The sequence below is a fragment of the Streptomyces sp. NPDC003038 genome (assembly GCF_040611115.1).
Classification (GTDB): Bacteria; Actinomycetota; Actinomycetes; order Streptomycetales; family Streptomycetaceae; genus Streptomyces.
In genome coordinates this window covers 483,799-505,219 of the sequence record NZ_JBEXNN010000002.1, presented here as the reverse complement: position 1 = coordinate 505,219, position 21,421 = coordinate 483,799, and the positions used below count along the sequence as shown (strand labels likewise).

The following is a 21,421-nucleotide window of genomic DNA, read 5'->3' as shown; positions in this document are numbered from 1 at the left end:
ACCAACCACACCCCCCACCCAACCCACCCACCCCCTAAAACCAACCAGAAGGTCCGTATTTAATCAACCCAACCCCCACCACACCCCAACACCCAGCAGGCGTCACCGCGGCACGTCCGGCCTCACACGGTGCCCGCACCACACCACCGGCAGCCGGTACGCGGTTCACCTCACGCGGGGCCCGGACCCAGCACCCACCGCCAGCAGACGCCAGGCGTCAAGTCGGCGGTGGGCGGTCAGCGGGTCGGCGGTCGGCAAGTCGGCGCGGGGCGCCTCACGCGCGGGACGCGGGCGCCCCCAGCACCACCGGCAGCTCCCGCAGTCCATTGGAGATGAACGACTCCACCCGCGGCAGCTCCCCCCGCTCACCCGCCACCAGCACCAGCGCCGGAAACCGCTCGAACAGCCGCCGCACCGCGATCACGCACTCCAGCCGCGCCAGGGTCGCCCCCAGGCAGTAATGAGTCCCGAACCCGAAGGACAGGTGCTCCCCGCGCGTGGCGCGCATCACCTCGAACCGCTCCGCGTCCGCCCCGTGCACAGCCGGGTCCCGCCCCGCCGACCCGAAGGACACCACGATCGCCGCTCCCCGCGGGATCACCACCCCCTCCCCCATGTCGATGTCCTCCACCGCGAACCGCAGGAGCCCGTACGAGGCCGGCGGCTCCAGCCGCAACGCCTCCTCCACCACGTCCTCCCACGATGCCCGCCCCTGACGCACCAGCTCCAGCTGACCGGGATTGCGCAGCAGTTCGTGGACCGCGGTGCAGATGAGACTGACCGAGGTCTCATACCCGGCCGTAAAGAGCAGGATCAGATTGTCGAGCAGTTCCTTCTCCCCGAGCCGCTCCCGCCCCTCACCGCCGTCCCGGGCGGCGATCAGCACACTGGTCAGGTCATCCCCCGGACGCTCACGCCGGTAGGCGACCAGGTCGGCCATCGTCACGTCCAGGTCCGCCGCGTTGCGCCGCGCGTCCTCGGCCGTGATCGCCGTGTCGAAGAACCCCCTGATGATCTTGTGCAGGGCCGCCCACGAACGCTCCGGGATCCCGAACAGCTCAAAAACGATCCGCGTCGGCAGCTCATGCGCGAACTCCGCCCGCAAGTCCACCACCCCACCTGCCGGCCGCGCCTCCAGATCGTCCAGCAGCCCCCGCACCACCTCCTCGATCCGCGGCCGCATAGCGGCGACCCGCCGCGCGGAGAAAGCCGCCGCGACCGGCCTGCGCAGCCGCGTGTGCTCCTCCCCGTAAGCGGTGATCATGTTCTGCACCGACACCCAGATCGCCAGCGGCCACTCAGCGCCCACCTCCCCGCTGATCCACGCCGGCCAGTGTCGGTACGCGTCCTTCGACACCCGCGGATCCACCAGCAGCTTGCGGATGTCCGCATGCCGGTTGACCGCCCACCCCCTCACCCCGCCCGGCAGCACCACCTCCACCGCCGGACCGCGCTCACGGATACGCGCCGCCTCCGCATGCAGCTCCGCCCCACACGGATCAATCGCCATCGGACACTGACGGTTCATCAAGAACTCTCCAAGAGACGGCGGCACACCGGCCACACGGTGCACCAGACAGCCCGCACCACGCATACCAAACCGCCCGTCCGGTTCTCAACTGACCGGCGGCGGCCCCGAGTCTGACACGACCCGCCCCGCCTGCCAATGGTTCAACACGGCCCGCAACACCCCGTCCGCATCCCTGCACCGCACCGCTCGCCGACACGCGCCGCCACCCCCGCCCATCGCCCCGCGCGACCGGAACACCGGCTCCCACTTGGGAACGGAGCCACCACCCCCCAGCCGCCACCCCCGCGCCGATATCCCCTGGTCGGCGTCACCACAGCCGCCCCCATTCCCGCCACCCGTGCGTGAGCAGGGGAACACACAGCGAAATCCACCCCCGTTGAGCACCTTGCAAACAAAACCGGAGAGTACGTATCTTGCGTGTCGCGTACACAGCCCCATCCCATCCGCCCAACGGCCCCACGGGAGAGGTCCATGACCACGCTGACAACCCACAAAAACGCCCCCGCCCACCACCCACCCACCACCCAACAAACAGAACAGACAAGACAGACACACCCGGCACCACAAGCAGGCCAGCCGAAGCAGGCAGGACAGGCGAGGCCGACGGAGAAGGCGGGGCGGGCTCAACACGCGGGGCAGGCAGGGCCGGCGGAAGAGCCGGGGCAGGCGCAACAGGCAGGACCGGCAGGGCGGGCGGGGCAGGCGCAACAGGCAGGACCGGCAGGGCGGGCGGGGCAAGCTCAACAGGCGGATCAGACGGGACAGGCGCTAGAGACGGGACAGGCGGGACAGACTCAACAGGCAAGGCAGACGGGACCGGCAGGGCAGGCGGGACCGGCGGAACCGTCCCTGACACACCCCAACCCCACGCCCCGCCTCACCACCACCGTGCCCAGGGAATATGTCCACCGCAGCTCACTCGCCGAAGTCTTCCTCACCGGCTGCGAACGCACCGGAATGGACACCTTCACCCTCACCGCCCAATGGCCCCGCGCCCACACCTTCTTCACCAGTCCCGACGGCACCAGCCACGACCCCCTCCAAGCCGGCGAAACCATCCGACAAGCCGGCCTCTACCTCTGCCACGCCATCTACCAAGTCCCCCTCACCCACCACACCCTCCTCCAGACCCTGGACTTCACCACCCACCCTCAACACCTCCGCATAGAACCCCGCCCCACCGACCTCCACCTCACCGCCCACTGCACCAACTTCCACTGGAAAGGCAACCGCTTCTCCGGCACCCTCCACACTCACATCCACCGCAACGGTCACCTCACCGCCACCGGCACCGCCCACTTCACCTGCATCCCCCCAACCACCTACCAACGACTACGCCGTAACCAACCCCTCGCCCCCACCGCCCCACCCAGCCCCCGCACACCCATCCCCCCCGCCACCGCAGGCCGACGCCACCCCCACGACATCGTCCTCACCCCCACCCCACACCCGCACCAATGGCACCTCACCCCCGACCTCAACCACCCGATCCTCTTCGAACACCCAAACGACCACCACCCCGGCATGGTCCTCATCGAAGCCGCCCGCCAAGCCACCCACGCCCTCCACCCCCCACACACCTACACCCCCACCACCCTCACCACCCACTTCCACCACTACGCCGAACTCCACACCCCCACCACCATCACCGCCACCCACCACACGCCCACCCACACCACCATCACCGGCCACCAAAACAACCACACCATCTACACCACCACCATCACCGGCACCACCACCCCGCCCACCACCTAAACGACCACCCACCAGCACCCACCAAGACACCACCCCCCTCCCCCAACCACCCCACCAGACAACAGCCCCCGCACACAACGAACCTCCCCAACCCACCCTCCCCACCCTCCCGAGCCGGGTGGCAGCCCAGCCAGCAGATGGACGATGCACGGACGTCGTATCCCCCGTCCGGAACTACCAGGACCCGCAGGGGTTCGCCGGCAGCACCTGATAAGTCGCTCCCACCCGGCGAAAGGCCCACCCCGCCAGTTCGCAGGCCCGCCAGGTGGCTGCGCACGCCTCCGCGTCGTCCGACTCGGTCCGATCGTCCGGACGGACGTCCTCCATCAGACCGCCACCGCTATCGAGCCGGGCGAAGATGCCCGGGACGTCGCGACGGCCTCACCGGCCGGGCCAGAACAGTCGGATCGGCTGGCCGGCCAGGCCCGCGCCCTGAGGGTGAACTCCCTCAGAATCGCGTGGTGCTGTTCCAGGTGCGACTCGTAGGACAGTTGCCCCGCCGCCACCGTCGCCCCGTCGTGACAGGTCACGGACCGCTGCGCTGCCCCTGGTAGGACTTGACCGTACGCACCACCGACAGCCGATCGAACTTCAGCGTCCAGCAAGCCGAGACAGGGGCTCCGGCCAGACGGGTCTGCATCATCGAGAGTGCGACCAGCTCGGCGTCGGTGAGCTGCGGCGCGATCCCCACGGCCGGCCGCCAAGGCGTCAGCTCCGGACGCTCCTTCAGCAGGTCGTCGGTCGTCGCATAGAGTGCCGTCGCGGGGGTGTCCAGGCCGTTCGTCACAAAACGACCTTGGACGCCCTTGTTCTCGTCTCCCCAGGCACCCCTTGAAAATGATCACCCAGTGAGTCTTATCCAGCTCACCTCACCGGTGCACCGAAAGGATCGTGGCATGTCCAGCGACCGTCTCATGCGCATCCATAGCGCCGAGTTCCGGGCCATGGCCGAGAGGGTCCTTCGCGTCACCGAGCTCACCTCCCGCCTGAACGTCCTGCCCTTCGAGGACGAAGCGGGCAAGGCGGAACTGTTCGAACAGATCCTCGGCAAGCCGCTGTCGACGAGAGTCACGATCTATCCGCCCTTCTACACGGACCACGGCCTTCACTTGGACCTCGGGGAGCGCGTGTTCATCAACCAGAACTGCACGTTTCTGGACTACGCCGGCATCCGGCTCGGCGAGCGCGTGATGGTCGGACCAAAGGTCACGTTCATCACTGTCGGTCACCCAGTCGATCCTGAGGAGCGACGGGGGTGGCTGAGCGGCGCGCCCATCGATGTGGCGGAGAACGTGTGGATCGGCGCCGGTGCCACGATCCTGCCTGGCGTCAGCATTGGCCGTGATGCCGTGGTCGCCGCCGGCGCGGTCGTGACCGATGACGTCCCGCCGGCAAGCCTGGTGACCGGTAGTAAGGCAACCGTGCACCGACGGTGGTGACGACCGGTGAGCGAAGCCCAGGGGGCGGAAGATGCCAAACGGCCGGGGGATATCCCTAGTTGCCTGGGCCCCACTGCCCGGATGGTCCCGCGGATCTCGGACACACAGACTGAACGGGTCCGGTTCACAGATGTGGCCATCAGGTCGCACGAGGAGGGTCACTCGTGAACGACCTTTCCCAGCAGCGTGTGCGTCCTCTTTCGCCGTCCGAGCCTCGACGCGGAATCGCTCTGGTGGCCGCGATGGCCGCCGCGTTGGCGGTGAGCGGCGCGCTGCCCGCGTCCGCGGCGGAGTCCCACGGCTCTCGTGCCGACGTACGCAAGTGCGTGGAGCGCCTCGTGGCCGACGACAAGTTGCCCGCCGCTCTGGCCGCCACCGTCGACCGCGACGGGCACACCCGTTCGCTCCCGGGACCAGCTGGGCGTACAACAACACCAACTGCATTGTCGCCGGGCTGCTCATCGAGAAGGTCGCCGGCCGCCCGGTGGCCGAGCAGATCAAGGTCGACGGTCCCGGCTGGCTCCCCGGTACCCGGTACGGGCTCGGTGTGGCCAGCACGCCCCTGAGCTGTGGCGGCCTGCTGTGGGGCCACGGCGGTGACCCCCCCGGCTACCACACGGTTCCCGGTGCCACCGATGACGGCCCCGCCGCCACGATCGCCGTCACTGCCAACATGGCGCCGACCCCACAGGCCCTCACCAGTGCCGAGGCTCTCCTCGACACCGCCCTGTGCAAGAAGTGACGGCCGGCACGCCCCGGTGACGGCGTGGGGCCCCGGTGAGGTGCGGGCCTCACCGGCAGGTGTCAGCCCGAGCGTGCCCCTGCGTGCGCAGCCGGGCGGCGTCTACTCGAGCACCCGTTGTAGTACCATCCGCTCGACATCGTCGTGCGTTCGCGTCCCGTGGTCGAAGGCTACGAAGTGAGCCGCCAGCCATACCGATGTCACGATGGTGCAGCGGACTTCCACCTCGTCCTCATCGTGGCAGAACTCTCGGAACAGCTCACGGAGGTAGTTCATCCTCCGGTTGTCGACGCGCCGCAACCGATACGCAACAGCAGGGTCGCGCCGCGACCAGTCCCGAATCGCCAGCTCTGTGCTCACATCGGTGGTCGTTCCTTTGCGGCTCCCCGCGATGCGGAACAGATTGCGCAGGCGATCTCGCGCATCGCCCCCCTCGGCATCGACGCTTTTGATGATGTCGTCGGTGACATCGCCCTCCCACGCGTCGAGCATCTCCTCGAGCAGCGCGTAACGGTCGGCGAAGTAGCCGTAGAAGCCGCCCTTGGTCACCCCGAGCGACCTTGCCAGCACCTCGATCCGCACAGCTTCCGGCCCGCCGGCCGCCAGGGCGCGCAGCCCAGCGTCGATCCACGCCGCACGCGGTGTCCTGGCGCTTGCCACGGAAACCTCCCAGGTCTGTACGGAGCCGTATAGAAGCGGCTACTGTCTTCTATACGTCATCGTATAGAAGGTGGGTGCCGATCATGACCCGACTGCCCGACACGGTCCACACCGACCACCCCTGGCGAATCCACGAACTACCAGCGACTTCCGGCTCGAGGACGTGTGGGCAGTCCGCACCCCTGGCGCCGGACCGGACGACTTCCCCACCATGCTCGCCGCGATGCAGGCGTCCGCCGGACCCGCGAGGGAACCTCTGCTGTCCCGGTTCCTGTTCGCGGTGCGCTGGAAGGTCGGTGCTCTCTTGGGGTGGGACAAGCCCGAGGCGGGCATCGAGGTCCGGGTTGAGTCGCTGCGCGACCGCCTGTCGGGCGACCTTCGCGAAGCCCCACGCGGCTCAGACGCCGGGCTTGCGCCGCTCACTTCGGTGTACGAGCTCGACAACGAGTGCGCCGTCAAACTGGCGGCCAAGACCGTCCACGCGGTCGTGCACTTGGGATGGGCGTCGGCCGATAGCGGCGGACACGAGCTCCGGATGGCGGTCCTCGTGAAGCCCAACGGCCTGTCTGGACGGCTGTACATGGCCGTCATCGCGCCGTTCCGACGCCTCGTCATCTTTCCGGCGTTCACGCGGCAGTGGGAACACACGTGGCGGGATCGTGGCCGTCCTTGCCGAACGCGGCGACCTGGAACTTCGTGATGACCAGGACGACCAGGACGACCAGCTTGCCGGCACCCTTGAACCGGAGGACCTTGCCGGACGCCTTTTTGGCGCCGCCCCGTACACCGTGTAACGAAACCGACCGCCTTGCCCCTGAAGGTGGAGGCGTCTTCGCCGACGCCCTCCCCTCCCACCAGACGTTCGGCAGCGTGCAATTGCCCATGCGGTGGACGCCGTCCGCGGCCGGGCGAGCCGAGCACGACGTTCTTGAGCACACGCATCGAGGCAGACGTGTCCACCGCGAATACCGAGGCCTGCGAGGCCTGCTAGGTAGTTGTATCTACGTCGATGTCGGTACCGCCGCAGCTGTTCTTGCTGTACTGCACCGGTGTCTGATGGAGGTTGCCGACGAGCAGTCCGGCTCCGCTCGTTGGCGCGGTGTCCATGAGGGGGCCGGCGCCGGATTGGATGCAGGTGTTGTCGAATGCCGCGTTGCCCACGGCTCCGATGCCTCCGGCCAGAGCGGGCGCGCTGTTGAGGAAGACCGCCATGCATGCCGTAGCCGATACCGCCATCGCAGCCGCACCACTGTTCATTGCCGCCTCCATGCTTAGTGTCCTCACGGTCTGCCGGGTTGGACAACTGCTCTGCGTCCAGACGGTTACGCCTACCGCGGCCGGTGCTGTGGGTGCGGGCCCGGGTGATGGATGGCGCAGCCGTAACCCGAGGGCGGGGCAGAGGAAGCACCGCCGATACGAGCGCAAGCCCGAGCACTTCCTCGCCTCCGAGGCGCGCCGCCGACAGGCTCCCCCACACGTCACGGGCCGACCGGGCCGACCGGGCCGTCGTACTGGCTCAGGAAGGCGGCGAGCCGCCGGCGTCGGCGTTCCTCCTCGGCGCCAGCCGTACGAGAACAGGGCCGAGTGTGCAAGCCGCGGGACCCCTGAGAGGGGGGATCAGCGAATGAGCGGGCGGAGCCGTGCCGTGGTCGGCAGGATGGGGGCATGGACCGTGGAGATGTGGGGCCGGGCGGGTCCCGGCCGATGGTAGTGCGGGTGCCGGTGGAACCGGTGGAAGCCGCAGTGGAAGCCGACGCGGTCGACGCCGCGGCGCGTGCGGGCGATGTGGTGGTGCGCGGCCCGTTGTTCGGGGTGGCGGCGCAGTGTGCCGGGGACGGGCCGCGGTGGCGGGTGGTGGTCGCGGTGACGGCCGGCTGCCCCCAGCAGGCGCGCGACGGGCTGAACTCGCGGTTGTGGTTCCGCGCGAAGGACGAGGCGCACGACAGGGCGGAGCGGCGCGCCCTGCTGGCGGCGGTCGCCCGGCTGGAGAGCGAGCGGGTCGACGAACTCGCCGTGGCCGGGACCCGGTACCGGGTCGTGCGCGCCGAGGAGTACGCGGGCGCGGGCCCGGGCGGCCTGGAACAGCCGCGCCCGACCGATCCGGAGCCCCCCGTCCCCGACTGGGACCGCGCCGCCAGGGAGCCGGAGATCGACGACAGCCTGGTCCTGGACCCGGACGCGCCGGTCACCCCTACCCAGGCCCTTGAGCAGCTGGCGCTGCGCGGCCTGTGCTACACCGGTGAACGGTTCCCCGAAGACGTGCGCGCCGACGCGCGGCGGGCCCTGGACACCCACCCGGACGTCCTGCTGCTGCCCCCGACGTTCACGGTCGTGGAGCAGAGTGGGAGCGGCTGGAAGCCGGTCACCGGCCCGCACGCAACCGCGCACGCTGCCCGCAAGTCGCTGGACTTCGCCCTGACGTGGATGTGGCCGCGCATGCGCGGTCACATCCCCGACGACGCCGATCCGCACACCGACGCCCGCACCTGGGCAGCGGGCAGGGAAACCGGTAGCGGGGCGTCGGCCGGCCTGCCGTCCGCGGAGCTGGCCGCGTACGCCGAGGCCGCCAACGCGCTCCGGGCGGGGCGCGTCAACCGGCTGGAATTCGAAGGCACCGTGTACCAGGTCGTCCGTACCCGCCGCCTGCTGCGCTGGGGCTCCGACGGGCCCGAGGGCCCGCGCCCGTCAGACGTCAACAGCCAGGATCCCGCACGCATTCACCTTCCGCTCGACGAGGACGGCCGCGTCCTCCCCGAGGACTGACCCGGAACACGGTGGCGCCCGTCGTTGAACGCGGTCGGCCGAGCCTTGCCCGGGCCCGCATGCGGTCGTAGACGGGCCTCCTCGGTACGTGCCTCCTCGGTATGTGGCGCACCGTTGCGGGCGAGAGCGCGGTGCACGAGGGCAGGGCACGCCCTGCGGCCAGCGAGGCCGAGTTCGACTGCACAACAGCTGGCCGGTGGCTGGGCTCCTGCCGGGGGTTCACCTTGTCCTGCCGCGCGAGCGGGTGGACCCCCGCTCGTCCTGCAAGGGCGCTCCAGGATGGTGAACCGCGGCGGGCACCGATGACGGGGACTCAGCGGGCGCTGGACCTGGAGGAGGCCGCCCTGGAGGTACAGAAGGACCGGGGCGAGCCGCTTGCCGAGGGGTCGCCGTGGACCACCGTCAGTGCCTGGCCCGCATCCGCACGTGGGGCGGATCTGGTCGACTTGGAGCCGGACGGCAGGCTCGGTCACGGCCTGATCCACTTCGTAGACGTCACCGTCATCGATGTACGCGGGGTCGATGAATCCCACCTGGGACAATCCCACATCCAGGAAGACACCCCACCGGTACACCGCCAGGACCGTGCCGCCCATGCGGCTACCGATCCGGGCTGCTTCTTCGGCGCTGATACTCGATTCCTCGCTCATTTACAGTCCCAGATCTTGTAGAAGGACTACGTCCGCGCGGGTCGTCCCGCCCCGTTCCTCAGAGGCTGAGGACAGCCGAGTCCTCGGGCTCTGGGGACCCCATGCTGGCGGTGGCGAGCCGATGTCGCCGGCCTCGCGCCCTCCGGGCGCAACGGCTTGTCAGTGTGCGGGCATGGTCGGCTCGGCGGGGCAGGGTCGCCCGCACCAGCGGTGCCGGCTCCACGTCCGCAAAGACCGACACAGATAATGGCACCACCCTGACCTGCCCCCACGCGCGCCCCTGCTCGCCGCCCGGCCAGGCGGGCAGCATGCACCGATCTGAGAGAAGAAGAAGCAATGACGCTGAAAGAAGGCCAGCGAGTGAAACTGGCCGCGGACATCAGGTTGACCGATTCGGTCACGACGACGGGGGACTCCCCGACCCCGACCGTGGCCGTCGCCGGTTTCCTGTCCCTGGGAGCGGGCACCGAGGGCACCGTCGAGCGGGTGGTCGAGAACCGGCAACAGAGCCAAGAGGTCCGCGAGTACATGCGACTCAAGTCGCTTCTCGATGCATTCGGCCACCAGATGCCCAAGGAGAGCAGGAGGCAGCTCGAAGAGAAGGTGAGCTCCCTGGAGCCCGAATGGATCGCTTACGAGGAACAGAGGTTCCGCGTCATGGTGCGCGTCCGCTTCGACAACGGTTTCATCCTCGACGACGCACACGAAGACGTCTTCACGCCCGCCTGATCAGCCCCGCCCTCGCAGGGGCACGGCCTGCCACCCGGGCGTGGGCCGGCGCATTCGGCCGAGCCCGTCCCGTCCGGGCCGTACGGGCTCCGCTCCCCCTCGGCGCGGCCGCCTTCGGAGAGCCGGCCCTGGACCAGCGGCAGGACCAGCGGCCAGGACCAGCCTGACCGCACTGCAGTGCGGGCTGGTGGCTCTGCTGCTGGTCGCCCCCGGTGCCGCGATGCTCGGTCGTGGGGTGACCGCCCAGCTGGCCGCGCGCCGACTGCGCGCCGCGCCGCAGCCCGCCTTCGTCGTGGGCTTGCGCGCTACCTCTCCCGCGCACAACTGGCTGTACGCCGACGCCCGCACGCCTTCCGCAAAGCCGCTGATCGCGTTCCGCAGCCGGTTCGAGGACCGAGTCGGTCCTGTGCGGACCCTGCGGGCTGACTCGGAGGAGCGACTGCGCGCCGAGCACCACGACGTCAACCCCTTCAGCGAGCCGTTCGAGGCGATCCTCTACGGCGCCCCGTACGAGGGCGCGGAAGTCCTCCTCGAATACGCGGTGTTCCACGACGGCACCCGGATCGTCACAGAGGTGGCGGCCGTCCCGCTGCTGTCCCTGCGCCGCTCCCCCCAGGCCGAGGGGCGGGCGGCCGAAAGCCCCTCCGTCCTCTGGCAGCGCAAGAAGGATGCCGGCCACCGGAAGCGGTCCGTGACGTCATCTGGGTCCTCCGGCTCCTCCTGTGGGTCGTTCTCCGGCTGCGGCAGCAGTTGCGGCGGAGGCCGTGACTGATCCACCGAGTTCAGGCGGATTCGCCTCCGCACGCCACCCGTGACCGCACCTGCGTCCGCACACCAGAGTGCGTTGTGACATGTCGGCGAGGAGGGCGGGGCGCGCTGCGGCGGGCGCCGTCCCGAACCGCGCTGCCACGCGGCCGAGTTCGGCGATGCGGTCGGCGCGTGCCGCGTCCTCGGGGTGCGCCGCGCCGAGCGCGTGATCCAGGAGGCAGCCTGGGAGAATGGACGGCCTACGGTCCCCGGTGTGCTGCCCGGGACGAGGTGAGGAGCGTGGTTTGAAAACGATCGGCCTTATCGGTGGGATGAGCTGGGAGTCGACGGCCGAGTACTACCGCTTGCTGAACGAGTACACGCGCGACCGGCTCGGCGGTCTCCACTCGGCCCGGTGCGTGCTGTATTCGGTGGACTTCGCCGACATCGAGCAACTACAGGTCCAGGGCCGCTGGACGGAAGCCGGCGAGGCCCTGGCCGACGCTGCTCGATCGCTGGAGGCAGCCGGCGCTGACATGGTGCTGATCTGCACCAACACCATGCACAAGGTCGCCGGTCAGGTCGAGGCGGCAGTCTCGATCCCCCTGCTCCACCTGGCCGATGCCACGGCGAACGCCGTACGGGCCCAAGGACTGCGCCGAGTCGGGCTACTGGGCACCGCGTTCACCATGGAAGAGGACTTCTACCGCGGCCGCCTCGAAGCGGCAGGCCTCCAGGTGCACGTTCCGGACGCCGACGGGCGCGCGCTCGTACACCGAGTGATCTACGAGGAGCTGTGTCTGGGGGTGGTGAGGGAGAACTCCCGTACCGCCTACCAGCAGGTGATCAAGGAGCTCGTCGCGGCGGGTGCCGAAGGGATCATCCTCGGCTGCACCGAAATCGAGCTGCTCATCGGCTCCGAGGACAGTCCCGTGCCCGTCTTCCCCACCGCGCGGCTGCACGCGGAGGCGGCGGTGGAGGCGGCGCTGTTTGACTGCCCCTAGGAGGGCGTTCCCCTTTGGTGGGGCGGCGGTGGGAGACCGAGGCCGTCATACATGGGGGCGCCGGAGATGCCAGGGGTCACCATGCTGGTGACTGCCTCGCCGAGGAACGTGCTGGGCTCGTGGCCGCCGTGCAGGACGGACGTCGGTGTTGAGGAGGCCGACCATGGTCGCCTGCGCCTGTGGCAGGTGGACGGTGAGGGGCTCGTACCCGGGGATCGATCCGCGAGCCGGCATCTTGGGGGCACACACGGTGCCGAGGGTCGCTGGCGACCAGTCCGGGGCGCTGGGCCGGAGATGGCTGTTGCGGAACCCCTGGCCGGGTAGGAGCAGCGCATATGTCAGCCAAGAACGAGGAGAGCGGCTATGACGGGAGCGTTGACTGCCGGAGGATGGGGTCTGTTCGCCGGGGCGGCTCTGCTGATCGGGGCGGCCATCGGCTCGCTGGTGCGCGTCCCACCACGGCTGATCGCGCTGGTCATGGCCTTCGGCAGCGGCGTACTGATGGCCGCGGTGTCCTTCGAGCTGATCGCTGAGGCGTACGAACGCTCGGGTATGTGGCCCGTGGTCGCCGGAGCGGTCGGCGGCGCTGCCGTGTACTCGGGGGCCAATGCCCTCCTCGCGCGCCGAGGCGCGCAGCATCGTAAGCGCTCGGGAGGCGAGCAGCCTTCCGAAGCCGAGGCGCCCGGGTCGGGTAACGCCATCGCCTTGGGCGCGCTGCTCGACGGGATCCCCGAGTCCGTCGTGATCGGCACGAGCCTGCTGGGCGGGGGTCACCTCGGCGTCGCGACGGTGGGTGCGGTGTTCATCAGCAACATTCCGGAGGGCCTGGCCAGTTCCGCCGGCATGAGGAGCGCCGGACGCAGCCGCACCTACGTGTTCGTGTTGTGGGGCGCCATCGCCGTGATCAGTGGGCTGGCGGCGCTGGCGGGTTACGCCCTGCTGGGCGGGGCTTCCGAGGCGGTGATGGCGGTGATCACCGCCGTGGCCGGCGGAGCGATCCTGGCGATGATCGCCGACACCATGATCCCCGAGGCCTACAGCAAGGTCCATCTGATGACGGGGCTGGTGACCGTGGTCGGTTTCCTGTCGGCGTTCGCCCTGTCGCACCTGTAGGGGCGGAGCGCGCGGTGACGGGCGGGGCGGTCCGCTGCGCCCGGCATGGCCCGCGGCGTCACGAACAAGGGATCCGTACCGCGCTCCCGAAAAGGGGCACCTGTACGTCCCCGGGGCAGCCCTAGTGCTGTGACCGGGAAGGTTTGCCGGTAAGCCCGCGGCGTCCGGTGCGGTGCATCGCAAGGCGGAGGGCCGCAGCTCGTACTCGGCCGTACTCGCGCGGTCCGACAACGCAGCGAGGTGCCGTGCCGGGCGTCGCGGGCCGGTGAACCTTTCCGGCCACAGCACTAGCGGACGTTTGCCGTCCGCTACGGGGGCATACGGCCCTGGGGAGGTGATCCATCGTGCCTACACGGAGCCAGGCGGCGGGAAGAATGAGAGCGGCGGTCACGGCAAGGGCCGACTACGTACGGCGTGCCGTGCGGGCGGCGGGGAGCGAGCGGGACGAACTGCTCCTCGGCGCCAAGTCCGTGGTCGCGGCCATGGCCGCGTGGACGCTGGCGCGGTACTTGCTGCCCCCGGCGGTCTCGACGTTCGCTCCGTTCACCACCTTGGTGGCTTTGCAGACGACCGTGTACCGCTCGGTGCGGGAGAGCGTCCAGTACCTGGTGGCGATGGCCGTGGGAGCCACGCTCGCCGCCACGCTGGCAGCCACCGCCGGTATCCACGGCTGGACTTTCGGGCTCCTCACCCTGATCGCGCTCTGCGTGGGAAGGATCCGGCGGTTCGGGCAGCAGGGCATCCAGGTCGCCATCGTCGGCTTCTTCGCCTTCTCCTCCGGAGAAGGCCGGATCGACTACATCGGCCACCTGGCCGCCTCCGTGGTCATCGGCGCCCTTTGCGGACTCGCCGCCCATCTCGTCCTCGCTCCCGCCCGGCACACCCGCCACCGGCAGCAGGCCGTCACCGACCTCTACGACGGCATGAGCCGGCGCATCAACGGCTTGGCCGACCTCTTCGAGGCGAGCGACCCTGACGCGGAGCGGGTACGGCAGTGGCGCCGGGACTGGCGCCGGCTGTCCGCCGCCTGCGAGCGCATCCAGCGCGGCATCGAAACGGAGATCGAGAACGGCCGCCTGAACCCTCGGCGAAGCGTCGCGGGCGCGAGCGAGGCCCTTCCTCGTGCCCGCGACGCGGTCACGGCGGCCGAACGCAGCCTGGATCACCTGCGCTCCATGACCCGGACCTTGGACTACGCCCTCGACAGTCAAGAGATCGACCAGCTGCCCCGCTTCTTCCGGCCGGGATTCGGCTCCGTGTTGCGGACGGTGGCCGCCGCGATGCAGGAGATAGGCCAGACCTCCCAGACAGACGCCGACCGCCTTGCCGGCATGATCGACGAGGCGGCCGAGGAGCTCGACCGCGTCCAGCAGCAGGCGCGGGCCACCCCCGAAGCCTCATCGGCAGTACACACGCTGCAGGGCACTCTCCTCACGGACGCCGCACGGCTCCTGGCCGAGCTCCGCTCGGGCCGACAGGTCCTCAGTCCGACGTCCTGAGCGGTCGGAAAGAGGACGGCATGACCTGCGTTCCCCCGCGGGTCGAGGCCGCCCTCACCGTGTGCAGCCGCCGCGGCGAGGTCCTCGCCGCCCTCGGTGCCCCCAACAAGACGGCCACTGGCCCCATCTGCTGCGCGCACGCCTGCGCGGTCACCGCTGGGGCACGGGGCTGAACGGGGCTGATCCGTCAGCGCAGGTCGAGCCGCATCAGGACCCGGGGATGTCCGGCCAGCACCGATGTGGTGTCGGCGGCGTGGACGAATCCGGCGCGCTCGAAGTTCTTCCGGATCCCGGCGTACGCCATCGTCAGGTCGACCTTGGCGTCACCGTTGTCGAGGGGGTACGCCTCGATCGCAGGTGCGCCGTGCGCGCGGGCGAACTCGACCGCGCCCGTGATCAGGGCGTGCGAGATCCCCCTCTTCCGGTGACCGGGGCGTACGCGGATGCACCACAGCGACCAGACCGGCAGGTCGTCGACGTGCGGGATCTTACGGTTGCGCGCGAAGGAGGTGTCCGAGCGCGGTGCGACGGCGGCCCAGCCGACCGGTTCGCCGCTGTCGTAGGCGAGCACCCCCGGAGGGATTTCCCTACGGCACAGCTCCGCGGCGTACTCCCCCCGGGCCGGCCCGCGAAGCTCGTTGTTGAGCTTGGACGGGATCCGGTAGCTCAGACACCAGCAGACGTTGGCCCCAGGCGTCTTCGGTCCGAGCAGGGTACGGACATCCTCGAAGACCGAAGCCGGGCGGACTTCGATGGTCATGACACCACGATGTCACGGCGTACGTGGCGACGCCGCCCAGCCTCCGCGCCGTGATGTCACCGGACGCCTCCAGCAGCGGTCACGCGCCTCCACCCCGACGCCATGGAGAAATCGGCAGGTGCGATAACCTCTGCCCGTGCGCAATGTTTGCGTGTTATGCAAGGAGGGGGAATGCATGCGTCGTTTCATCAGCCTGCTCACAGTGTTCTGCGCTTTGATAGCTGGATTTCATGTACTGACAGCGATTCCGGCAAGCGCTACGGAAATATCCGATGACGCTGTTGCCATCAGAAAATCAGCAGGCCAGAAATGGGCACTCAAGTCCATAGCGAATGGCAAGTACGTATCAGTCGGAATGAAAGAGACTGTAGCGGAATACGAATGGAGCATGCGAGCACGAGGCGACGCACCGAACGGGTGGGAGCACTTTACGCTGCACACCAATCATGCCGCGAAAACGATCGGGATGCGCTTCGAGGCCACCGGATTCTTTGCGTCCTCCGAGTTCGCCGACACCGACCCTCGCACGGGAATGCTTCGCGCCAGGGGTGTCAGACTCGGCCAGTGGCAGCAGTTCTACCCCGAGTACTTGCCCGATAGCCCACCGGCAGGGTCCCCCGCCGGTTCACGCGTCGTAGCGCTGGGGGCGAGGAAGGCACACCCGGACTCGACGGCGCCGGCGGAAGACAAAGTGCTGAAGTACGTGTCTGCCGATGTGAGCGAGTCGGGACAGGGCCTGTTGCGTTCCCGCGCAGCGCAGATCGGATCCTGGGAGAAGTTCGTTCTGGAGCCCGTCATGAATGACGAGGGTGCGGCTGACGGACAGGAGCAACCCCCGACGGCCGGGGCGGCACCTGCCAGTGAGCTCAACGTGATGACCTGGAATCTCTGCGCGAACAACAAGGAATGCACGGACTGGAGTGGCGGACTTGCCGGCCATGAAGAACTGACCGCCGAAATCCAGGCCCGGCTGAGGAATCCTCATCCGGACAACAGGAAACTGGCGGATGTGATCTTCTTTCAGGAGTTCTGCGAGAAGCACGCCAAGCGTGTCGAGTCGATGCTGGAAAAGCCGGTCGCAGAGGGCGGGACCGGGATGGGCTGGGATGTTCGGTTCGCGCCCATCCATCAGCAGCTGGGCGGACCGTTGGTCCAGAAGCAGTGTTCCATTACCGACGGCTCTGACAACCCTGTTGCCGACCGCGGCGCCTACGGTGCAGCCATCGCCGTCCCGGACAACAACACCTGGTACAAGCGCCACGATTTGCCCTCTCCGGACTACGAAAAGCGCACGGCCCTTTGTGCCGTCATGCCTGCACGAGCCGTGGCCGCTTGCTCTGCTCACTTCAGCTCGGGCTATGTCTTCGATGACCCGAAGGGGACAAAGCACACCGAACAAGCGGCGCAGATGCTCAAAATTACCGAGGAGTACGAGGCGAAAGGCTACAGAACAGTTTTCGGTGGCGACTTCAACCTTGTCCCTCCCTACCCCAGTGCTGACGCGAGCCACGGAGGCCCGAGCGATGCATTGAACGCGGTCTACGAGCGCTACCAGGAATGCGGACAGTCCGGTAATCCAAATGCTCTTCGTACCGGCCGCCCGACGGCCAACGAGAACAAGGAAACCGGCGAGCCCACCAGGAAACTCGACTACATCTTCTCTCCAAAGAATGCGCCGATCACGGACTGCACGGTCTCTGCCACCTCGGGCAAGTCGGATCACTGGACTCTGTACGGCAAGGTATCCCTGCCGGCCAAGTGACCTGCTCCTCTAGGTGACTTGAAAGGGCCCGCAGCTGCGACTGCGGGCCCTTCCACAGAGCCGCTTCACGGCCGCGTCCTCGGGCGTTTGCGGGCGGCCGGCAGCGGTACGGGCTCCGCCCCGGGTACGACGGTGTTGGCCACGGTGCCGATGCCTTCGACGGTGAGCGTGACGGTGTCGCCGGGCCTCAGCGGCCGGGGGGAGCGATCGCCTCGCACGCCCCACAATTCCGCGAGGCAGCCGCCGTTGCCGCACGTTCCCGAGCCCAGGACGTCACCCGGCATCACGTAGGCGCCCCGGGAGGCGTAGGCGACCATCTCATCGAACGTCCAGCTCATGTTGGACAGCAAGTCCCTGCCGACCACTTCGCCGTTGACGGAAGCGGTCAGGGCCAGGCGCAGGAAGCCGTCGGCGTCGCGGTAGCGGTCCAGTTCGTCGGCGGTGACCAGGTACGGACCGAGGGTGGCGGCGCTGTCCTTGCCCTTGCAGGGGCCGAGACCCACCTTCATCTCAGCGGACTGCAGGTCACGGGCCGACCAGTCGTTGAAGACGGTGTAGCCGATTATGTGTTCGCGGGCCTGTTCCGGCGTAAGGTCCCGGCCTTCTCGTCCGATGACGGCGGCGACTTCGAGTTCGTAGTCGAGGACTGTGGAGCCGGGCGGCATCGGCACGTGGTCGTGCGGGCCGATCACCGCGTACGGGTTGGTGAAGTAGAAGGTCGGAGCCTCGTACCACTGGTCGGGTACGCCCGCCGCACCGTCGACGGAGCGGCGTACGCCCTCCACGTGTTCCTCGAAGGTGACGAAGTCCCTGATCGTGGGCGGCTGGAACGGCGGCAGCAGCGTCACATCGGATACCCGTGGCCCGGGAGGTTCCCGGAGGGTGGCGGCGCCCGCGTCGAGCAGGGCATCGGGACCGGCCTGGATCAGGCCGAGCAGGCAGTCGTGGCCCGGTACGGGGTAGAGGTGGCCGTCGTCCTCGACGACGCCGAGCCGGCGGCGGCCGAGGTGTGCGTAGCTGGCGAAGCGCATGGCAGGGGCCTCCAGGGCAGGCGGGACCGGGAGCGCGGCAGGCAGCAGCCAGGGCGTGGGCGGGCGGATGCCGCGCCCCGGGAATCGGGTCGGTCACATCGGCGGGGCGACGAAGACGCCACGGTCCACGTCGTTGAAGGACTCCTTCGCGATCAGCTCGTTCATGGGGTTGGCGGTGCCCCACTGGTCAGTGACCTCGGGCCGGGAGAAGTCATAGACGTGCGGGTGCCAGGTGTCCTCGTCGAGCTCCTCCAACTCGGTCGTGTATTCGACGGTGTTGCCGTGCGGGTCCAGGAAGTACGTGAAGGTGTTGTCGCCCGCCATGTGCCGTCCCGGACCCCAGATCTTGCGGAATCCCGCCCGCATCACCCGGCCGGAGCCGCGCATGTACTCGTCCAGGCCCCGCATCTCGAAGGAGACGTGGTGCAGCGAGGTGTGCGGGCCCTTGGCGAGGGCCATGGAGTGGTGTCGGCCACTGATCCGCATGAAGTGCATGACATCGCCCACGTGCGGCGAGCTGAGGGTGTCGGACAGGGCGAAGCCGAGGTGCTGCTCGTACCAGGCACGGGTCCGGTCCAGGTAGGGCGAGTTCAGCACGACGTGGGAGAGGCGGACGGGGATGGCTTCCTTCTCCTCGACCCGCCGGTGCCGGCGGGCTTCGACCTCGGCGGATACCTCGATGGTGCGGCCGTCCACGTCGAAGAAGCGGAAGCCGTATCCTCCGCCGGGCGTGTCCACCGTGCCCGGCCGGGAGATCAGCGTCACGCCGCCGGCGAGGAGCCGTTCGGCGAGCGTGTCGACGTCGGCCCGGCTCGCGGCGCCGTACGAGACGAGGTCGAGGCGCTTCTCGTCGGCCCGGCGCAGGCGTACGACGTACTGCTCCGGGGAGCCTTCGGCCGCGAGGAAGGAGATGCCGGAGTCCTCGGCGACCGTGGTCAGACCCCAGACACCGGCGTAGAAATCGAGCTGCTTGTCGTAGTCGGGCACGGCGAGGTCGACGTGGCGGAGATGGGTGAGCAGACGGTCGGTCATGGGTCCTCCTCAGGTGAGGCGCAGCAGGGCTGCCGCGTTGGCGCCGCGAACGGCGTGGAAGTCGGCATCGGGCAGACCGGCGGTGCGCAGTGCGGCCAGTGGGTCGTCGGTGCCCATGTCGAAGGGGAAGTCGGAGCCGAGTAGTACGCGGTCCGCTCCGGCGGCCGCGATGAGGCTGCGCAGGACGGCGGGGTCGTGGACCAGTGAGTCGAACCAGATCCGCTTGAGGTAGCTGCTGGGCGGGTGGGCGCAGCCGCGGGTGTCGGGGCGGGCGCGCCAGGCGTGGTCGGCGCGCCCGATGTGGGTGGGGAGGTAGCCGCCGCCGTGGGCGGCGATCAGCTTCAGTTCCGGGTGCCGGTCGAGGACGCCCGAGAAGATGAGGTGGGAAAGGGCGACGGCGTTCTCGACCGGCTGGCCGACCGTGTTGGAGAGGTACCAGCGGTTCAGGCGTTCGTCGAGGGTGCAGCCGAAGGGGTGCAGGAAGAGCACCGCGCCCGTTTCGGCGGCGCGGGCCCACAGCGGTTCGTACGCCGGGTGGGAGAGGTCGCGGCCGGGTGCGTGGGAGGAGATCTCGATGCCCAGCAGGCCTTCCGCCAGGGCGTGGTCAAGAGCCTCGACGGCGAGTGGGGGGTGCTGGAGGGGGGCCAGACCCAGTCCGTACAGCCGGTCCGGGGCCTGGGCACAGTGCTCGGCGGCGGCAGTGTTCGCCCGTTCGTAGACGGTACGGGCGAGCTGTTCGTCGGCCCAGTAGTGGTAGTGGGAGGGTGACGGGCTCACCAGCTGGACGTCGACCCCGGCCGCGTCCATGGCGGCCAGCCGGCGCTCGGCGTCCGTCAGGAGCGGGATGCGGCCGCGGACCATGGGGCCGTTGACGGCGAGGGCTTCGGGGCCGTTGCGGCGGGCGTCGAGGGTGCGGGCTTCGGCAAGTCCGGCATGCTCTGCCACGGCCTCCTCCACCTGCGGCAGGAGGATGTGGGCGTGGACGTCGACGGTGGGAGTGGTCACGGGAGTTCCTTGAGTACGGTCATGGTGCGGCCCATCAGGCCGGCTACGTCCGCGTCGCGTACGCCGTCGAGCTGCCACTGCCCCATCTGGACCGATGCGTCGACGACCATGCGTACGCGCGTGATCCGGCGGTCACGGTAGGCGGTGAGGAGTTCCTCCCCCCACGCCTCGTGCGAGGTGAGCAGCTCGGCGAGGACCAGGGCGTCTTCGAGGGACATGGCGGCGCCCTGGGCGAGGGTGGGCGGGCAGGCGTGGGCGGCGTCGCCGACGAGGACGACCCGGCCGCGGTGCCAGGGGCCTTCGACCAGATGCCGGTGGAAGGAGGTGTAGTTGACCTGCGCCGGGTCGGTGATCGAGGTGCGGATCTCGTGCCAGTGACCGCCGTAACCCGCGGCCAGGTGGCGCATCTCGTCCGCGTAGGAGACCGGGTCGAGGGACCCACGGTCTCGGTTGCCCTCGACGAGGTAGGCGTAGAGGTCGGTTTCGCCGGTGGGACAGAACCCGGCGATGTAGGCGGGTCCGCCGTAGGCGAGGTGGGTACGGGAGACGGCGGGCGGGCGGGGCGCCGCCGTGCGCCAGATCGCCATACCGGTGGGGGCCGGTCGGTCCCTGATACCGATGAGTTCCCGGGTACGGGAGTGCAGGCCGTCGGCGGCGACGACGAGGTCGTAGCGGCCGCTCGTGCCATCGGTGAACGACACGTCGCAGCCGGTGGCGTCCTGCGTCAGGCCTTGGAGGGTGCAGCCGAGCCGGACGCGGGTGCCTGACGCCCGTACGGCCTCGATGAGGACGGTCTGCAAGGCGGGGCGCTGCATTCCGACGGTGGCCGGGAGGTCGTCGCCGCCGGTGCGTATGTCCCGCTGCGTGAAGATCTCCGTGCCGTCGGGGGCGACGATGGTGACGCCGTCGGAACTGTAGCCGCGGTCGCGGACCTGTTCCCAGACGCCGATCGCGCGCAGCACCCGCAAAGCGTTGCCCTGGAGGGTGATGCCGGAACCGGTCGTGGAGTTCCAGTCCTCCTTGGCCTCGACCAGGTCGACGGCGATGCCCTCGGCGCGGAGCAGGACGGCGAGTGCGTTGCCGGCGATGCCTCCGCCGACGATGAGGACGGTGCGGGTGGTGGGCATGGTGGGGTTCCTCCTCGGTGAGGGGCCGCGCGTCTTCGGGCGGCGACCGGAGGGCGGGTCGGTCACGGTGGG

At 69.2% G+C, this 21,421-nt stretch carries 22 protein-coding genes and 2 pseudogenes; 14 read left to right on the top strand and 10 right to left on the bottom strand.

Annotated features, from left to right (window positions below):
• Positions 1–274: 274 nt before the first annotated feature.
• A complete protein-coding gene (locus ABZX75_RS05070) occupies positions 275–1,510 on the bottom strand; it encodes a cytochrome P450 (protein WP_355407906.1) in 1,236 nt (411 codons plus the stop codon).
• Positions 1,511–2,419: 909 nt separating this feature from the next.
• Here ABZX75_RS05070 and ABZX75_RS05065 point away from each other — a divergent pair.
• Positions 2,420–3,286: a ScbA/BarX family gamma-butyrolactone biosynthesis protein gene (locus tag ABZX75_RS05065; RefSeq protein ID WP_355407904.1), complete on the top strand. Its 867-nt coding sequence runs from the start codon at positions 2,420–2,422 to the stop codon at positions 3,284–3,286.
• A gap of 634 nt (positions 3,287–3,920) precedes the next feature.
• Here ABZX75_RS05065 and ABZX75_RS05060 read toward each other — a convergent pair.
• Positions 3,921–4,073 (bottom strand): annotated as a pseudogene (locus tag ABZX75_RS05060) (IS982 family transposase); the annotation flags it as partial.
• A gap of 109 nt (positions 4,074–4,182) precedes the next feature.
• On the opposite strand from ABZX75_RS05060, the gene ABZX75_RS05055 reads away from it, so the two are divergent.
• The 3 genes and pseudogenes from ABZX75_RS05055 to ABZX75_RS05045 all read left to right on the top strand — a co-directional run bounded on the left by ABZX75_RS05055 (position 4,183) and on the right by ABZX75_RS05045 (position 5,467).
• On the top strand, positions 4,183–4,725 hold the full coding sequence (locus ABZX75_RS05055) for a sugar O-acetyltransferase (RefSeq protein ID WP_355407902.1): 543 nt from the start codon (positions 4,183–4,185) through the stop codon (positions 4,723–4,725).
• Positions 4,726–4,756: 31 nt separating this feature from the next.
• Positions 4,757–5,167, top strand: a pseudogene (locus ABZX75_RS05050) (hypothetical protein); the annotation flags it as partial.
• 42 nt (positions 5,168–5,209) lie between these two features.
• Positions 5,210–5,467, top strand: coding sequence for a hypothetical protein (locus ABZX75_RS05045; RefSeq protein WP_355407958.1), 258 nt, complete (start codon positions 5,210–5,212; stop codon positions 5,465–5,467).
• 102 nt (positions 5,468–5,569) lie between these two features.
• Here ABZX75_RS05045 and ABZX75_RS05040 read toward each other — a convergent pair whose 3' ends face one another.
• A complete protein-coding gene (locus ABZX75_RS05040) occupies positions 5,570–6,127 on the bottom strand; it encodes a TetR/AcrR family transcriptional regulator (RefSeq protein ID WP_355407900.1) in 558 nt (185 codons plus the stop codon).
• 70 nt (positions 6,128–6,197) lie between these two features.
• On the opposite strand from ABZX75_RS05040, the gene ABZX75_RS05035 reads away from it, so the two are divergent.
• A complete protein-coding gene (locus ABZX75_RS05035; RefSeq protein WP_355407898.1) occupies positions 6,198–6,827 on the top strand; it encodes a DUF2867 domain-containing protein in 630 nt (209 codons plus the stop codon).
• Here the strand turns inward: ABZX75_RS05035 and ABZX75_RS05030 are convergent.
• Positions 6,754–7,011 (bottom strand): hypothetical protein, encoded by a 258-nt coding sequence (locus ABZX75_RS05030; protein ID WP_355407896.1) that lies wholly within the window; start codon positions 7,009–7,011, stop codon positions 6,754–6,756. The two genes, ABZX75_RS05035 and ABZX75_RS05030, sit on opposite strands and share 74 nt — an antisense overlap.
• Positions 7,012–7,114: 103 nt before the next feature.
• Positions 7,115–7,384: a hypothetical protein gene (locus tag ABZX75_RS05025; RefSeq protein ID WP_355407894.1), complete on the bottom strand. Its 270-nt coding sequence runs from the start codon at positions 7,382–7,384 to the stop codon at positions 7,115–7,117.
• Positions 7,385–7,792: 408 nt separating this feature from the next.
• On the opposite strand from ABZX75_RS05025, the gene ABZX75_RS05020 reads away from it, so the two are divergent.
• From ABZX75_RS05020 to ABZX75_RS04985, 8 genes are all read left to right on the top strand, one after another.
• Positions 7,793–8,890, top strand: coding sequence for a DUF5954 family protein (locus ABZX75_RS05020; protein ID WP_355407892.1), 1,098 nt, complete (start codon positions 7,793–7,795; stop codon positions 8,888–8,890).
• A gap of 302 nt (positions 8,891–9,192) precedes the next feature.
• Positions 9,193–9,561 (top strand): hypothetical protein, encoded by a 369-nt coding sequence (locus tag ABZX75_RS05015; RefSeq protein ID WP_355407890.1) that lies wholly within the window; start codon positions 9,193–9,195, stop codon positions 9,559–9,561.
• A gap of 315 nt (positions 9,562–9,876) precedes the next feature.
• Positions 9,877–10,269, top strand: a complete 393-nt coding sequence (locus ABZX75_RS05010) for a hypothetical protein (protein WP_355407888.1) — start codon at positions 9,877–9,879, stop codon at positions 10,267–10,269.
• Between the two features lie 187 nt (positions 10,270–10,456).
• Complete coding sequence (locus ABZX75_RS05005; RefSeq protein ID WP_355407886.1) at positions 10,457–11,041, top strand: hypothetical protein; 585 nt, start codon at positions 10,457–10,459, stop codon at positions 11,039–11,041.
• A gap of 280 nt (positions 11,042–11,321) precedes the next feature.
• Entirely contained in the window at positions 11,322–12,020 is a 699-nt protein-coding gene (locus ABZX75_RS05000) for an aspartate/glutamate racemase family protein (RefSeq protein WP_355407884.1), read from the top strand.
• 363 nt (positions 12,021–12,383) lie between these two features.
• Positions 12,384–13,133 (top strand): ZIP family zinc transporter, encoded by a 750-nt coding sequence (locus ABZX75_RS04995; RefSeq protein ID WP_355407882.1) that lies wholly within the window; start codon positions 12,384–12,386, stop codon positions 13,131–13,133.
• A gap of 344 nt (positions 13,134–13,477) precedes the next feature.
• Positions 13,478–14,632: an aromatic acid exporter family protein gene (locus ABZX75_RS04990; protein WP_355407880.1), complete on the top strand. Its 1,155-nt coding sequence runs from the start codon at positions 13,478–13,480 to the stop codon at positions 14,630–14,632.
• Between the two features lie 20 nt (positions 14,633–14,652).
• Positions 14,653–14,805: a hypothetical protein gene (locus tag ABZX75_RS04985; protein ID WP_355407878.1), complete on the top strand. Its 153-nt coding sequence runs from the start codon at positions 14,653–14,655 to the stop codon at positions 14,803–14,805.
• Positions 14,806–14,819: 14 nt separating this feature from the next.
• Here ABZX75_RS04985 and ABZX75_RS04980 read toward each other — a convergent pair whose 3' ends face one another.
• Positions 14,820–15,392 (bottom strand): GNAT family N-acetyltransferase, encoded by a 573-nt coding sequence (locus ABZX75_RS04980; protein ID WP_355407876.1) that lies wholly within the window; start codon positions 15,390–15,392, stop codon positions 14,820–14,822.
• Positions 15,393–15,567: 175 nt separating this feature from the next.
• Here ABZX75_RS04980 and ABZX75_RS04975 point away from each other — a divergent pair, with 175 nt between their 5' ends.
• Complete coding sequence (locus ABZX75_RS04975) at positions 15,568–17,154, top strand: endonuclease/exonuclease/phosphatase family protein (protein ID WP_355407874.1); 1,587 nt, start codon at positions 15,568–15,570, stop codon at positions 17,152–17,154.
• Positions 17,155–17,219: 65 nt separating this feature from the next.
• Here ABZX75_RS04975 and ABZX75_RS04970 read toward each other — a convergent pair whose 3' ends face one another.
• The 4 genes from ABZX75_RS04970 to ABZX75_RS04955 all read right to left on the bottom strand — a co-directional run bounded on the left by ABZX75_RS04970 (position 17,220) and on the right by ABZX75_RS04955 (position 21,349).
• A complete protein-coding gene (locus tag ABZX75_RS04970) occupies positions 17,220–18,185 on the bottom strand; it encodes a fumarylacetoacetate hydrolase family protein (protein WP_355407872.1) in 966 nt (321 codons plus the stop codon).
• Positions 18,186–18,278: 93 nt separating this feature from the next.
• The gene (locus ABZX75_RS04965; protein ID WP_355407870.1) at positions 18,279–19,217 is read right to left on the bottom strand and encodes a VOC family protein; all 939 of its coding nucleotides are present in this window, start codon (positions 19,215–19,217) and stop codon (positions 18,279–18,281) included.
• A gap of 9 nt (positions 19,218–19,226) precedes the next feature.
• The gene (locus tag ABZX75_RS04960; RefSeq protein ID WP_355407868.1) at positions 19,227–20,222 is read right to left on the bottom strand and encodes an amidohydrolase family protein; all 996 of its coding nucleotides are present in this window, start codon (positions 20,220–20,222) and stop codon (positions 19,227–19,229) included.
• Positions 20,219–21,349, bottom strand: coding sequence for an FAD-dependent oxidoreductase (locus tag ABZX75_RS04955; RefSeq protein WP_355407866.1), 1,131 nt, complete (start codon positions 21,347–21,349; stop codon positions 20,219–20,221). The genes ABZX75_RS04960 and ABZX75_RS04955 overlap by 4 nt, the downstream gene beginning before the upstream one ends.
• Between the last annotated feature and the right edge of the window lie 72 nt (positions 21,350–21,421).